Origin of the sequence: Stenotrophomonas sp. (assembly GCF_032061965.1) — a bacterium.
In the GTDB taxonomy this organism is placed as follows: domain Bacteria; phylum Pseudomonadota; class Gammaproteobacteria; order Xanthomonadales; family Xanthomonadaceae; genus Stenotrophomonas.
On the sequence record NZ_DAMBEF010000002.1, the window covers coordinates 13,075 to 26,490 of the forward strand.

The window sequence follows — 13,416 nt, forward strand, 5'->3', positions numbered from 1 at the left end:
CCACCGGGGAGAGTAGAATGGGCAGCCATTTTATTAGGAAAGCGCCTTGGACGCCGAGACCATCCGTAACCTCATCGAAACCGGCTTGCCGGGAGCCCGCGCCGACGTGCAGGGTGAAGACGGCGTGCATTTCGAGGCCACGGTGGTCTGCGAAGCATTTGCCGGCAAGCTGCCCCTGGCCCGCCACCGCATGGTGTATGCGACGCTGGGCGAGCTGATGGGGGGCGCGATCCACGCGCTGGCCCTGAGAACCCTTACCCCAGGCGAGGCCGGCTGAGCCGGACCGCCCCACTCAACTTCTAGCGGCTTTCATTCATGGCAAAAATCGTAGTTACCGGCGGCAATACGCTCAACGGTGAGGTTCATATCTCCGGCGCCAAGAACGCCGTCCTGCCCATCCTCTGTGCAACCCTGCTGGCCGATGCGCCGGTGGAAATCACCAACGTGCCGCATCTGCACGACGTGATCACCACCGTGAAGCTGCTCGGCGAGCTGGGTGCCAAGGTCACCATCGACCAGGGCACCTTGTCGCGCGGCAGTGCCGTGGTGGTGGACCCGCGTACGGTCGACCAGCATGTCGCGCCGTATGAGCTGGTCAAGACCATGCGCGCCTCGGTGCTGGTGCTGGGGCCGTTGCTGGCCAAGTTCGGCAAGGCCGAAGTGTCGCTGCCCGGTGGCTGCGCGATCGGTTCACGGCCGGTGGACCAGCACATCAAGGGCCTGCAGGCGCTGGGTGCCCACATCACGGTCGAGAACGGCTTCATCAAGGCGCATGTGGATGGGCGCCTGAAGGGCGGCCGTTACACCTTCGACATGGTCAGTGTCACCGGCACCGAGAACGTGCTGATGGCAGCGGCGCTGGCCGAAGGCACCACGGTGCTGGAAAACGCGGCGATGGAGCCGGAAGTGGCCGATCTGGCGCATTGCCTGATCGCACTCGGTGCGAAGATCGAGGGCATTGGTACGGCGCGGCTGGTGATCGAAGGCGTGGAGCGCCTGCACGGTGGCCGTCACGCAGTGCTGCCTGACCGCATCGAGACCGGTACGTTCCTGGTTGCCGCGGCGATGACCGGCGGTCGCATCATCGCCCGCAACGCGCGCCCGGACACGATGGACGCGGTGTTGCAGAAGCTGGTCGAGGCTGGCGCCGAAATCGGCACCACCGAAGACACCATCACCCTGGACATGCACGGCAAGCGGCCCAAGGCGGTGAACATCACCACCGCGCCGCACCCGGCATTCCCCACGGACATGCAGGCCCAGTTCATGGCGTTGAACTGCGTGGCTGAAGGTGTTGGCGTGATCAAGGAAACCATCTTCGAAAACCGTTTCATGCACGTCAACGAGCTGCTGCGCCTGGGCGCGGACATCCAGATCGAGGGCAACACCGCGATCGTGCGCGGTACCGACAAGCTCAGCGGTGCGCCGGTGATGGCGACCGATCTGCGTGCTTCGGCCTGCCTGATCCTGGCCGGCCTGGTGGCAGAGGGCGACACCAGCATCGACCGCATCTACCACCTGGATCGCGGCTACGAGAACATCGAAGAAAAGCTCAGCGCACTGGGCGCCATCGTCCGGCGGGTCGCATGATCCTGCGCGGCCGCTTCACGCCGCGTCGCAAGGCCTTGCTGGCGTTGGTCGTGCTGGCACTGGCCTGGCTGGGCTGGGGTTGGTACAGCGGCGTGGCCATCACCCAAGGCGTGGAGAAGGAAGAAATGGACTGGAATGGCGATGGCCAGGTCAGTCGCGACGAATTCCTGCAGGCCTTCTATGCGGTGCAGGTGAAAGACAGCGAAGAAGGCAGCCGCCATTGCCGCAGTTTCATCTGGCGCAGCAGCGGTGAGGAGTTCCGCCGTGACTGCCGCACTGTCTTCAAGAAAGAAGCCTCCGAATAGGAGGCTTCAGCGCGACAGGCTGCATCGCTTGCCTGTTGCCGCAGCGTCAATGCAAAACGCCCAGCTGTCGAGCTGGGCGTTTTGTGGATCGGGCTGGATCAGTTGATCGACTTGATGGTCAGGTCCAGGGCGTTCTGGCCATTTTCACGCTGCAGCAGGCGAGCTGGCACGGGCATGCCCGGAACGATCCAGGCGATCTGTTCCTTGTCGCCATCCACGCGCGACACCTTGGTGGCTTCCTTGCTCTGCCCATCGACGGTCACGTTCTCCTTGCCGATCACGCGGTAGGTCATCGACTTGATGCGGCCATCGTCGACCATGCGGTAGGTCAGCGGGCGGCCAGCAGCCAGGTCGCGGGCAATGGCCAGATTGATCAGCAGGGCATCCATGTCGCCGTTTTGCAGGCGGATGGGACCGCGCCGATCTTCCTTCACATCGCCGGTCCAGGTGGCCTGGTTGCTGTTCCAGTCGTAACGCGCGTCCACCTGCTTGCGCTTGATCAGCAGCACCGAGCGGTCATGGCTGGTGAGCGGGCGCAGCTTGCCAGCGTGTTCGTCGAACACGGTGCTCTGGCTGAGGTCGGCCATCGGGTTCTTGATCTGCAGGCTGTAACGCCAGCGGTTGTCGCCTTCGGCAGCCACGCTCATCACACCGTTGGCCTGCATGCCCATGTAGCTGGCTTGGTAGTTCGCGGTGAACGGAGCCATGGCCAGGGCGGGCAGGCTGCTCATCGCCAGGGCGGCAGCAGCGACGATGCGCAGGGGGCGGGGGAGGTGCTTCATGCTCAGGCTCCTTGATATTCAACCAGGCGCAGGTCGATGTCGTCCTGGCCATCTTTGCGTTGCAGGATGCGTACCGGGGTGGGTACGCCGTTGGCGATCCACAGGATCGTCTCGTCATTGCCGCCGTTGGTGCGGTACACACGCAGCGCGTCGTAGCTGAGATCGCCCACCTGTACAGTTTCGGTGGCGTCGGCGACCCGGTACTCATGCTGGCGTACGCGGCCCACGTCCACGTAACGGTAGCTCAGCGCTCTGCCGGGGCGGGCATCGCGCATCAGCGACAGGTTCAACAGCAGCGCGCTCTGGTCGCCACGCTGCAAGGGGATGGGCTGTTGGCGCTCCTTCTTCAGGTCGCCCTGCCATTGCGCACTGCCGGCCTGCCAGTTGTAGACCCCGGTGACTTTCTTGCCCATGAACAGGGCTTTCTTGACCGTGCTCTGGCTGAGCGGGGTATAGATGCTGTTCTCGTTGTTGAACACCGTGCTCTGTTCGATGTTCAGGCCCAGAACGCCGGCAAAGCCGCGCTTGCCGTGTACGGCCATGTCCACGCGCCATTGCGGGCCATCGCCATGCACCACGCGCATAGTGGCATCCCCGGCCTCCTTGCCCTTGTAGAAGGCCTGGTAGGTGGCCACGAAAGGCTCCAGCGCCGGCGGATTCCATTCCAGCGCAGGCAGCACCTGGGGCGCGGCAGCAGGTGCCGCAGGCTCAGCCTGCTGCGCCTGGGCCAGCGGCATGACCAGGGTGGCGGTGAGCAGCAGCGGCTTGAGGAAAGTGAAATTCATGCGCGGCGTGGCCAGGAGAAAGGGGAATACTGCCAAAGCACGCATCAGCGTGATGTGGGGATCAGGCGAGGGTTCCGGCGGAATCTAGGCGCAAGGGGCTAAACAGGGACTGACCATCGAGCTGGATCACGCCCGCCTGTTCAGTTATGCGGCCGGCGACCAGCAACTGCACCGTCGCCAACAGCAAGGGGTGTTCCGTCTTCAGCACCCGGGCCGCAAGGGATTCGGCGGTGTCATCGGGCTGTACCCGCACCCGGGCCTGGGCGATTACCGCCCCCGCATCCAGTTCAGGTACGACGAAGTGCACGCTGGCGCCATGTTCGGCATCGCCGGCTTGCAGGGCGCGGGCGTGGGTATGCAGCCCTTTGTGCAGCGGGAGCAGCGATGGGTGGATATTGATCAGGCGGCCGTTGAAGCGCTGCACGAATCCTTCGCCGAGGATGCGCATATAGCCCGCGCAGACGATCCAGTCCGGTCGGCAGGCCGCGACCGCGTCTGCAAGTGCAAGGTCAAAGGCTGGGCGGCTTTCGAATTCGCCTGGTGCGCGTGCCCAGCGGCGCTCTGCCGGCACCTTTGCCAATGCCGGAGCGTCCGGTTTGTCGGAGAACACCCCGGCGATCTCCGCCTGCAACTGGTTGCTGGCGATCCCGTCGAGCAGGCACTGCAGATTGCTGCCCCGCCCGGAGGCAAGCACGGCAATGCGGCTGGGGCACAGGGAAGTGTTCATCGGGCGATCTTCCTGGCCATTGGCCACAGCAGCAAGGCGCCGATGGTTGCCAGCAGCATGTCGGCATGCGCGTCCCAGATGTCGCCCTGCTGGCCGTTGTAGGCCTCGGCGGCTTCCGGCGACAGCGCAAGGGCGATGCCCCATTCCAGCCACTCATAGGCCAGGCTGGTGCACATGACCACCATCACCGCCAGCACGAAGGCCTGCCCGGTCCGCAGTGCCGGCCAGGCATGGCGTGCCAGTTGCAGCAGTGCCGGGGTGAAGCAAAGCCCGTACAGGAAATGGATGAGGCGATCGAAATGGTTGCGTTGCCAGCCAAAGGTCGCGTTGGGCGACCAGTTGAACAGCGTCTGCGCCCATTGGTCGTAGGGGATATTGGAGTACAGCCAGCGTGCACCGATGCAGTGCAGGGCAATGAAGCCACAGATGGCGGCGAAGGCGCCGTTACCCAGTCGCCAGCGCCGGTCTACCCACCACAGGGCAGCCAATCCGATGACGGTCAATGAGCTGTGCAGTGCCTGTTCCACCGGCCAAAGCGGTTTGATCCAGGTGGCGACAAAGATCGCCAGCAACATGGCGAAGGCGGCTTTTTTTGTGGGTGTCATGCAATAGGGCTCGGCAGCGGGGCGGGCGAACGTGGTGCGGTGTTCAAGCAAAGGCCGCCTTGACCGAAGGGCGCATCAGCACAACCAGGGTGAACACCCCGAGTACCGTGCCAAAGGGCATCAGCATGCAGGAAATGGCCGCAACCACCAGGCACAGCAGATAACGCCGACGCTGCATGAGGCAGCGGCCGGCGTAGGCGATCAAGCCCGCCAGGGTCAGTCCGAACAGGATGAACGCGCCGGCGAAGATGATGAAGATCCAGCCGAACATCCGCTCTTCGCCGTTGCTGCTGCCCGGCGGGTTGGACTCCATCGGCAGGGCGCCGGTGACCATGGCAATGCCCATCACCAGGTGCAACAGTGGAAACAGCGAAAACAGGCCGGTCATCCCCGCTACCACTTAGTGGAAGATCGACAGAAGACGCAGCTGGTTGGCGTCGTCTTCGGTCGGTGCGGGCGTTGGCGCGGGCAGGTCGACTACATCCATGAGGGCAACCTTGGGACGGCGGGAATCAGCCGATATGGACGCGCTCGGCGCCTTCGCTGGCCGCGACCACCTTGCCGATCTGCCAGTGCGCCAGCTGCTGGGCATCCAGCGAGGCATTGATGGCGGCGACCTGGTCGGCCGGTACCAGCAGCACGAAGCCGATACCGCAGTTGAAGGTGCGCCACATCTCGCTGTCGGCGACATTGCCTTCGCGCTGCAGCCACTGGAACACCGGTGGCAGCGTCCAGCTGCTGGCGTCGATGTCCAGGCCCAGGCCGTCGGGCACCACGCGGATGATGTTCTCGGTCAGGCCACCACCGGTGATGTGGGCCATGCCGTGGATCGCGTTGCCGTGCTGCTTGAGGAGCGCCAGCAGCGGCTTGACGTACAGGCGGGTCGGCGCCATCAGCGCATCGACCAGCTTGCTGCCGTCTTCCAGTACCAGGTCGGCCGGGCTGCCGGCACGCTCGTAGATGCGGCGCACCAGCGAATAGCCGTTGGAGTGGGGGCCGGAGGAGGCGATGCCGATCAGTACGTCGCCGTCCTGCACCGCCGCGCCGTCCTTCAGTTCGCTCTTTTCAACCGCGGCAACCGTAAAGCCGGCCAGGTCGTACTCGCCAGGCGCATACATGTCCGGCATTTCAGCGGTCTCGCCGCCGATCAGCGCACAGCCGGCTTCGGTACAGCCGTTGGCAATGCCACCCACCACGGCCGCAGCCGTGTCGATGTCCAGCTTGCCGGTGGCGAAATAGTCGAGGAAAAACAGCGGCTCGGCACCCTGCACCAGCACGTCGTTCACGCACATGGCGACCAGATCGATGCCGATGGTGTCGTGGCGGCCCAGCTGCTGGGCCAGCTTCAACTTGGTGCCTACGCCGTCCGTGCCCGAAACCAGGACCGGTTCGCGGTACTTGTTGGACAGGTCGAACAAGGCGCCAAAGCCGCCCAGCCCACCCATCACTTCCGGGCGGAAACTGCGCTTTACCAAGGGTTTGATGCGTTCCACCAGTTCATTGCCCGCGTCGATGTCGACACCGGCGTCACGGTAGGTCAGGGGAGAGTTGGCGGAAGTCGGGCTGCTGGTCACGGTCGGCTGCGCTGGCGGGGTGAACGCGGCATTTTAACAGGCCACGTTGGCGCGAAGGCCCTATTCGGGCAACAATTCCCTCCGGAACCATCGAACAATGGAAACTTCAATGCGCCGCAGCCTGGCCCCACTCCTGTTTTTGCTGCTCTGCCTGCCGATTTCGGCGGTGCAGGCACAGTCCGGCATGCGTACGGAAGGCGATGTCGCCAGTGCCCAAGGTGCCTACGAGGCCGAAGTGCCGGTCAACAGTCAGGGCGAGGCCGATCGCAACGGCGCGCTTGCCCGGGCGTTGGGCGTAGTACTGGGTAAGTTGTCGGGTGATCGCAGCACGATGACCCGTCCTGGTGTTGCCCAGGCCCTGCGCAACGCCAAGGACATGGTGCAGAACTACGACTACCGCCAGGACCAGAGCGTGGGGGCAAGCGGCGCCCCGAGCTACCGCACCATGCTGGTAGCGCGGTTCCGCCAGGACGATGTGGATGGATTGGTTGCAGCGCTGGGTTTGCCGGTGTGGCCGCAGCCGCGTCCCAAGCCGGTGGTGTGGCTGGCCATCGACGACGGCAGCGGTGCGCGCCTGGTCGGCGTGCAGCAGGCAAATGCCGCGCGGCCGCTGCTGGACCGGGCCACTGATCGCGGCTACCGCCTGGGCCTGCCCAATGGCGGTGCGGCAGAGCAGGCGCTGGTCGGCGCCATCATGCGCCAGGACACCGCGGCCATCGCCCGTGCCTCGGCCCGTTATTCGCCGCCGATGCAGTTGGTTGGCAAGTTGTACCGCGCCAAGAGTGGTGGCTGGCAGGCAGATTGGGTGTTCGTCGACAATGGTCGCGAGCTGTCCAAGTGGACGACCCGTGACGGCGATGCGCGCCGGGCAATGGCGGGCGGTGCCGACGGTGCCGCCGACGCGCTGGTACGCCGTTATGCCAAGGCCCCGCCGGCTGGCGCGGCGGGCGTCTACCGCATCGCAGTCAGCGGCATCCACAGTGCAGATGACTATCTGCGCATGTCGGCGGCGCTGCAGGGTGTTGCCGTGGTCAAGTCCATCATGCCGGTGCAGGCCAATGGCGACCGGCTGGAGCTGGATGTGGAGTTGATGACCGGCCTGCCGGGGCTCAACCGCATGTTGGGACAGAACGCCGCACTGCAGCCTGTTGGCAGCAGCGCCGACGAGGACACGACCGATGCAGAGGATGCCCCGGTCAGCAGACAAGGTGAGTACCGTATTCGATGAGCGCCGAAAGCCCGGAAGCTGAAATCGCGCTGTTCCTGCGCCGCCTGAAAACGGTGGTGATCACTGGCTTCGGGCTATGGGTCACTTGGCTGCTGGCGCCAATCCTGACCCCGTTCGTGGTTGCCTTGATGCTGGCCTGGCTGGGCGACCCGCTGGTTGACCGGCTGGAGGCGAGCGGGCGTTCACGCAACACCTCGGTGGTGTTGGTGTTCGTGTTGATGATCCTGCTGCTGACGCTGGCGTTGCTGATCCTGGTGCCCTTGATCCAAAGCCAGATCGAGACCCTTGTCGTGGCGCTGCCGCAGGGGCAGGAATGGTTGCTGGGTACGGCGATCCCGTGGATCGAACAGAAGACCGGCGTCGAGATCATGGCGTGGCTGGATCCCAGCCGTCTGTTCGAGTGGGTGCGCAGCCATTGGCAGCAGGCAGGCGGCGTGGCCTCGACGTTCTTCGGCTACGTGTCGCGGTCGGGTTTTGCGATGGTGGCGTGGGTGATCAACCTGGCGCTGCTGCCGATCCTGGCCTACTACTTCCTGCGCGACTGGGACAAGCTGGTCGAGCGGGTCGCCTCGCTGATCCCGCGTAACCACATTGAGATCGTGTCGCGGCTGGCGCGCGAATCAAACGATGTGCTGGGTGCTTTCATCCGCGGCCAGATCGCGGTGATGGTCGCCTTGGGTGTGGTTTATGCGGCTGGGCTTACCCTGGTTGGCCTCAACCTGGGCCTGTTGATCGGCCTGGTGGCGGGCCTGATCAGCTTCATTCCCTACCTGGGGGCGACCACCGGCGTGGTACTGGCAGTGCTGGCGGCGCTTGTGCAGTCGCAGGGTTTCGACCTCAAGCTGCTGGTGCTTGTCGGCGTGGTGTTCACCGTGGGCCAGTTGCTGGAAAGTTATGTGCTGACCCCGCGCATCGTGGGTGACAAGATTGGCCTGCACCCGGTTGCGGTGATTTTCGCCGTGATGGCCGGTGGTCAGTTGTTTGGTTTTCTTGGAATGCTGCTGGCCTTGCCGGCAGCGGCGGTGATCAACGTGCTGTTGCGCTATGCGCACGAGCGTTATCGTCAAAGTGAGTTGTACGCCGGCCATGGGCCGACGATCGTGCTGGACCCGCGCAACATTGAAGTTCCCGCGGACCTGGCCATCGTGTCGAAGGATGTAGATCCCAAGTGAGTGTTCCGCAGTTGCCGTTGGCCTTGCGCTATCCGCCTGACCAACGATTTGAGACGTTCATCGGCGCACCTGACGGTGCGCTGGCCCAGTTGCGCGCGGTTGCCAATGGCGACAGCGAGGACTGGATTTATCTGGTTGGCGCCGGTGGCACAGGCAAGACCCATCTTGCATTGGCGACCTGTGCGGCGGCCCTGCAGGCCGGGCGGCGCCCGGCCTATCTGCCGCTGCAGGCTGCCGGCGTGCGGCTGGCCGAAGCGCTGGAAGCGCTGGAGGGCCACGATATCGTCGCCCTGGATGGCCTGGAGTACGTTGCCGGCCGGCGCGAGCAGGAAGTAACGCTGTTCGAGTTCCACAACCGCGCGCGTGCCGCCGATGTCACCGTGATCTATACCGCGCGCCTGCCACCTGATGGGCTGGGCCTGGTATTGCCGGACCTGCGCTCGCGGCTGTCGCAATGCAGTCGCATCACCCTTGAACCGCTGGACGACGAAGGCCGTGGCGCCGTGTTGCGCGAGCGTTCGGTGCGCCGTGGGCTGGTGATGGATGAGGCCACGCTGGATTGGCTGTTGACCCGTACCGGACGCGACCTCAGTGGGCTGGTGACGCTGCTGGAGCGGTTGGACCGGGAGTCGCTGGCAGCCAAACGTCGCATCACCGTGCCGTTCCTGAAGCGTGTGCTGGAAACCGACTGAGCCGTAGCGCCGTGCCCCATGCCTGGCAGCGGGCTTGCCGCACCGAAGGTGGCCGGGTAAGCGCAGCCGGCAGGACGATGCACAGGCTCCCGGGTGCGCTGCGCTTACCCGGGGCTACGGAGGCTGGGCAACAGGCTGCCAGGGTAGTGCCGAGCCATGCTCGGCATGGGTCTTTCCGGCAATCGCGGTAGCGGCAGCGTCCTCTACAGCAAGTCCCGCACGCGACCTAGCGCCCAGTCGCCCGCAGCTGTGCATCCAACTGCTGCAAACGTTCCGGCGTGCCCACGTCGGTCCAGCGCCCGCGATGATGCTGTCCGCTTACAGCACCGCTTGTCATCGCCGCACGCAGCAGCGGCGCCAGCTTGAACCGAGGCGGCAGCTCATCGCTGCCGGCCGCATCGCCAATGATCGCCTGCCAGTTCTGCAGCAGCTGTGGCCGGTAGACGCCAATACCAGCGAAAGTCAGGCGTGGGGCCTGGCCGTCATCCTGCAACTGGCCATCCGCGGCAAGGATGAAATCGCCGCGAGGGTGATGCTCAGGGTTGTCGACCATCACCAGGTGCGCGTTGCCGCTGGGCTGCTTCGGCAAGGCGGAAAAATCGAAATCGCTCCAGATATCGCCATTGATCGCCAGGAACGGCGCATCGCCAAGCAAGGGCAGGGCATTGTGCATGCCGCCACCGGTTTCCAGCGGTACCGGACCTTCGTACAGATAATGCAGGCGCAGATTCCAACGGCTGCCGTCACCCAGTTGTTCGGGGAACTGCGCAGCCAGCCAGCTGGTATTGATCACCACATCGCGGATGCCAAGCGCAGCCAGCCGCTGCAGGTGCCATTCGATCAGCGGCATGCCAGCAACGCGCAACAGCGGCTTGGGCGTATGGTCGGTGAGCGGGCGCATGCGCTCGCCCAGGCCAGCAGCGAAGATCAGTGCCTTCATGCCGATGCCTTGGCCGCAAGAGCCGGTTTGAAACGTCGTTCAAACAGCTCCTGCAACGGAGCCAGTTCCGGATAGCGTGGAAGCACTTCGTCCAGATAACGGATGAAGCGCGGCGCGTCCTCGAAGTAATGGCCCTTGCCGTCGCGGTCGCGCAGGCGCACGAACAGACCGAGGATCTTCAAATGGCGCTGCACGCCCATCCAGTCGGCATCGCGCAGGAACAACGGCCACGGCCGTACCGGCAGGCCAGCGGCCAAGGCCCGGGCGTGATAGCGCGCAAGCCATGCATCGACTTTTTCCAGTGGCCAACTCAGGAATGCATCCTTGAACAGACTTGCCGGATCGTAGGCAATCGGCCCACTGACCAGGTCCTGGAAATCCAGCACCGCCGGGCCATCGTCCACCGGCATCAGGTTGCGTGGCATGAAATCGCGATGCGTCAGTACTTGCGGTTGGTTCAAGGCGTTGTCCATCAAACGCCGCTGTACAAGTTGCAACTGCTCGCTTTCGCCACAGTCCAGCTGCAGGCCAAGGTGGCGCTGCACGAACCATTCCTCAAACAGGCCGGCATCGCGCTGCAGCAGCGCTTCAGCAAACGCGCCCATGCCCTCAGGCACGGGAATCGACTGCAGCCGGATCAGCTGCGTGAAGGTGGCATCGAACCACGCATCGGCAGTGTCGTCGGTGATGAAGCGGGCGAGGGTGGGGCCACCCAGGTCTTCCAGCAGCAGGAAGCCGCTGTCGACTTCGCGCGCCAGCACCTGTGGCACCCGCACATCGTTGGCTTGCAGCAGATCGCGCATGCGCAGCCACGGGCGCACATCTTCCAGGCCCGGCGGAGAATCCATCACGATGTGGCTGCCGCGCGCGCTGGTGGTTCGCCAGTAGCTGCGGAAGCCGGCATCGACGGATGCACGCTCCAGGGTGGTTGCGGGGTCGCCAAGCGCGGCGGCAGCCCACTGCCGGCGCTGTTCGGCGCGCAGGGGATCGGATGCGGGTTCGTTCATGGGCACTACAAGTGAAGCGGCGCCCTTGGGCGCCGTTGGGTGTAAAGGGATACTCAGCGACGCTTGCCGCCGCTGATCAGGCGCAGCAATGCCAGTAGCACTACCGCGCCAAGGATGGCGCCGAGGAAACCGGCCGGTTGGCCTGCGGCATACCAGCCCATCTCGCGCCCGAACCAGCCGGCGAAGACTGCGCCGGCAATGCCCAGCAGGATGGTCAGCAGGCAGCCCATGCGGTTGTTGCCGGGCATGAAGAAACGCCCCAGCAGGCCGACGAAGAAGCCGATCAGGATGATGTACAGCCAGCTGTCGCTGCCAAACAGTCCGCTCATGCGCGTGCCCCTGCCAAATAAAAACGCAGCCTAGCAAGGCCAGGCTGCGTTCGTCATCCAACCGGCAAACCGCAGGCGATCAGCAGCAGCCGTGGCCGCCGTGACGGGTGCCGCTGTCGGCAGCGACCGGCGAACCGCTGGTCTCGCCGCGCAGGCTGGCGGCGTGGTGGTCGAACAGCACCTTGGACACGCAGGAGGTCACGCGCTTGCCCATCGGGATGTGCAGGAACTCATTCGGACCATGGGCGTTGGAATGCGGGCCCAGCACGCCGGTGATCATGAACTGCGCACCCGGGAACTTCTCGCCCAGCATGCCCATGAACGGGATCGAGCCGCCTTCGCCCATGTACATGGCCGGCTTGCCGAAGAAGGCCTGGCTGGCGTCGTCGATGGACTTTTCCAGCCACGAAGCCATGGCCGGTGCGTTCCAGCCGGTGGACGCCTTTTCCAGATCCAGGCTGACGTGGGCGCCGTTCGGCGGATCACGCAGCAGGGCTTCCTTCAGCAGCTCGCCGCAGGCCTTGCCATTGGCAGTCGGCGGCAGGCGCAGCGACAGCTTGACCGAGGTTTCCGGGCGCAGCACGTTGCCGGCCGATTCCAGCGGCGGCATGCCGCCGATGCCGGTGACCGACAGGGCCGGGCGCCAGGTGCGGTTGAGCACCAGCTCGGTGAGGTCCTCGCTCATCGGCTTGAGGCCGTCGACCAGCGGGAACTTGTCGAAGATGGCGGTATCGACCACGTCGGCGGCGCGCTTGGCCTGTTCCAGGCGCTCGGCCGGCACTTCCACGTGCAGGCCGTCGAGCAGGATGCGGCCGGTCTTCTCGTCCTCGATGCGCGACAGCAGCTGGCGCAGCAGGCGGAAGCTGGACGGCACCACACCGGAGGCATCACCGGAGTGCACGCCTTCGTTGAGCACCTTGACGGTGAAGTTGCCGCCGGTCAGGCCGCGCAGCGAGGTGGTGCACCACAGCTGGTCGTAGTTGGCGCAGCCCGAATCCAGGCAGACCACCAGCGACGGCTGGCCGATACGGTCAGCCAGGTGGTCGACGTAGGCCGGCAGGTCGTAGGAGCCGGATTCTTCGCAGGCTTCGATCAGGATCACGCAGCGCGCATGCGGCAGGCCTTGTTCCTGCAGCGCCAGCACGGCGGCCAGCGAGCCGAAGATGGCGTAGCCATCGTCCGCACCGCCACGGCCGTACAGCTTTTCGCCACGCAGCACCGGCTTCCACGGGCCCAGGTCCTCGTCCCAGCCGGTCATTTCCGGCTGCTTGTCGAGGTGGCCGTACAGCAGCACGGTGTCCTCGCCGGTTTCCGGGCCAGTGGCCGGGATTTCCAGGAAGATCAGCGGGGTACGGCCTTCCAGGCGGACCACCTCGACCTGCAGGCCGGGGATGTTCTGCGCCTTGGCCCAGCTTTCCATCAGGTTGACGGCCTGATCCATGTAACCGTTGGCGACCCAGTTGGCGTCGAACATCGGCGACTTGTTGGGAATGCGGATGTAATCGACCAATTGCGGGACGATGTCGTTATCCCACTTGTCGCTGAGAAATTGGCCGATCTTGGCGCTGTCCATCTGGATCTCCGGTAGAAATGTCAGGTGTAACCATTCTACGCCGCTGGCTCCTGCGACGGGCCGCACCTGGGGTGACGTTGTGTCTTTGTAGGGTTTTTCCTACAAGC

General features: G+C 64.8%; 14 protein-coding genes and 2 pseudogenes. 6 read left to right on the forward strand and 10 right to left on the reverse strand.

Going from position 1 to position 13,416, the window contains the following annotated elements; translation table 11 throughout:
• The first annotated feature begins 46 nt into the window (after nucleotides 1-46).
• Genes RT460_RS01305 through RT460_RS01315 form a run of 3 tightly spaced genes read left to right on the forward strand, consistent with a single transcriptional unit; the run spans nucleotide 47 to nucleotide 1,895 of the window.
• Nucleotides 47-277 carry a BolA/IbaG family iron-sulfur metabolism protein gene (locus RT460_RS01305; protein ID WP_313316688.1) on the forward strand — a complete coding sequence of 77 codons (231 nt, stop codon included), beginning with the start codon at nucleotides 47-49 and terminating at the stop codon, nucleotides 275-277.
• Nucleotides 278-315: 38 nt separating this feature from the next.
• Nucleotides 316-1,590 carry a UDP-N-acetylglucosamine 1-carboxyvinyltransferase gene (gene murA, locus RT460_RS01310; protein ID WP_313316689.1) on the forward strand — a complete coding sequence of 425 codons (1,275 nt, stop codon included), beginning with the start codon at nucleotides 316-318 and terminating at the stop codon, nucleotides 1,588-1,590.
• Nucleotides 1,587-1,895 (forward strand): EF-hand domain-containing protein, encoded by a 309-nt coding sequence (locus RT460_RS01315; protein ID WP_313316691.1) that lies wholly within the window; start codon nucleotides 1,587-1,589, stop codon nucleotides 1,893-1,895. Before murA ends, RT460_RS01315 begins: the two co-directional genes overlap by 4 nt.
• Before the next feature lie 98 nt (nucleotides 1,896-1,993).
• Here RT460_RS01315 and RT460_RS01320 read toward each other — a convergent pair whose 3' ends face one another.
• The 6 genes and pseudogenes from RT460_RS01320 to purM all read right to left on the reverse strand — a co-directional run bounded on the left by RT460_RS01320 (nucleotide 1,994) and on the right by purM (nucleotide 6,368).
• A complete protein-coding gene (locus RT460_RS01320; RefSeq protein ID WP_313316693.1) occupies nucleotides 1,994-2,677 on the reverse strand; it encodes a DUF3108 domain-containing protein in 684 nt (227 codons plus the stop codon).
• Nucleotides 2,678-2,679: 2 nt separating this feature from the next.
• Nucleotides 2,680-3,414, reverse strand: a complete 735-nt coding sequence (locus RT460_RS01325) for a DUF3108 domain-containing protein (RefSeq protein WP_313316881.1) — start codon at nucleotides 3,412-3,414, stop codon at nucleotides 2,680-2,682.
• A gap of 109 nt (nucleotides 3,415-3,523) precedes the next feature.
• Complete coding sequence (gene purN, locus RT460_RS01330) at nucleotides 3,524-4,189, reverse strand: phosphoribosylglycinamide formyltransferase (RefSeq protein WP_313316882.1); 666 nt, start codon at nucleotides 4,187-4,189, stop codon at nucleotides 3,524-3,526.
• Nucleotides 4,186-4,794, reverse strand: coding sequence for a DUF2238 domain-containing protein (locus RT460_RS01335; protein ID WP_313316694.1), 609 nt, complete (start codon nucleotides 4,792-4,794; stop codon nucleotides 4,186-4,188). Before RT460_RS01335 ends, purN begins: the two co-directional genes overlap by 4 nt.
• A 43-nt stretch (nucleotides 4,795-4,837) precedes the next feature.
• A pseudogene (locus RT460_RS01340) lies at nucleotides 4,838-5,281 on the reverse strand (hypothetical protein).
• Between the two features lie 25 nt (nucleotides 5,282-5,306).
• Complete coding sequence (purM, locus tag RT460_RS01345) at nucleotides 5,307-6,368, reverse strand: phosphoribosylformylglycinamidine cyclo-ligase (protein ID WP_313316695.1); 1,062 nt, start codon at nucleotides 6,366-6,368, stop codon at nucleotides 5,307-5,309.
• A gap of 97 nt (nucleotides 6,369-6,465) precedes the next feature.
• Between purM and RT460_RS01350 the strand changes: the two genes are divergently transcribed.
• From RT460_RS01350 to hda, 3 genes and pseudogenes are all read left to right on the forward strand, one after another.
• On the forward strand, nucleotides 6,466-7,596 hold the full coding sequence (locus RT460_RS01350) for a DUF2066 domain-containing protein (protein WP_313316696.1): 1,131 nt from the start codon (nucleotides 6,466-6,468) through the stop codon (nucleotides 7,594-7,596).
• Nucleotides 7,593-8,681 (forward strand): annotated as a pseudogene (locus RT460_RS01355) (AI-2E family transporter); the annotation flags it as partial. The gene RT460_RS01350 and the pseudogene RT460_RS01355, both read left to right, overlap by 4 nt.
• An 83-nt stretch (nucleotides 8,682-8,764) precedes the next feature.
• The gene (gene hda, locus RT460_RS01360) at nucleotides 8,765-9,460 is read left to right on the forward strand and encodes a DnaA regulatory inactivator Hda (protein ID WP_313316697.1); all 696 of its coding nucleotides are present in this window, start codon (nucleotides 8,765-8,767) and stop codon (nucleotides 9,458-9,460) included.
• Nucleotides 9,461-9,686: 226 nt separating this feature from the next.
• On the opposite strand, the gene murU is transcribed toward hda, so the two are convergent.
• From murU to RT460_RS01380, 4 genes are all read right to left on the reverse strand, one after another.
• The gene (murU, locus tag RT460_RS01365) at nucleotides 9,687-10,400 is read right to left on the reverse strand and encodes an N-acetylmuramate alpha-1-phosphate uridylyltransferase MurU (RefSeq protein ID WP_313316698.1); all 714 of its coding nucleotides are present in this window, start codon (nucleotides 10,398-10,400) and stop codon (nucleotides 9,687-9,689) included.
• A complete protein-coding gene (locus RT460_RS01370; RefSeq protein WP_313316700.1) occupies nucleotides 10,397-11,407 on the reverse strand; it encodes a phosphotransferase in 1,011 nt (336 codons plus the stop codon). The genes murU and RT460_RS01370 overlap by 4 nt, the downstream gene beginning before the upstream one ends.
• 53 nt (nucleotides 11,408-11,460) lie before the next feature.
• The gene (locus RT460_RS01375) at nucleotides 11,461-11,736 is read right to left on the reverse strand and encodes a GlsB/YeaQ/YmgE family stress response membrane protein (protein ID WP_313316701.1); all 276 of its coding nucleotides are present in this window, start codon (nucleotides 11,734-11,736) and stop codon (nucleotides 11,461-11,463) included.
• Between the two features lie 79 nt (nucleotides 11,737-11,815).
• A complete protein-coding gene (locus RT460_RS01380; RefSeq protein ID WP_313316704.1) occupies nucleotides 11,816-13,309 on the reverse strand; it encodes a M20 family metallopeptidase in 1,494 nt (497 codons plus the stop codon).
• Between the last annotated feature and the right edge of the window lie 107 nt (nucleotides 13,310-13,416).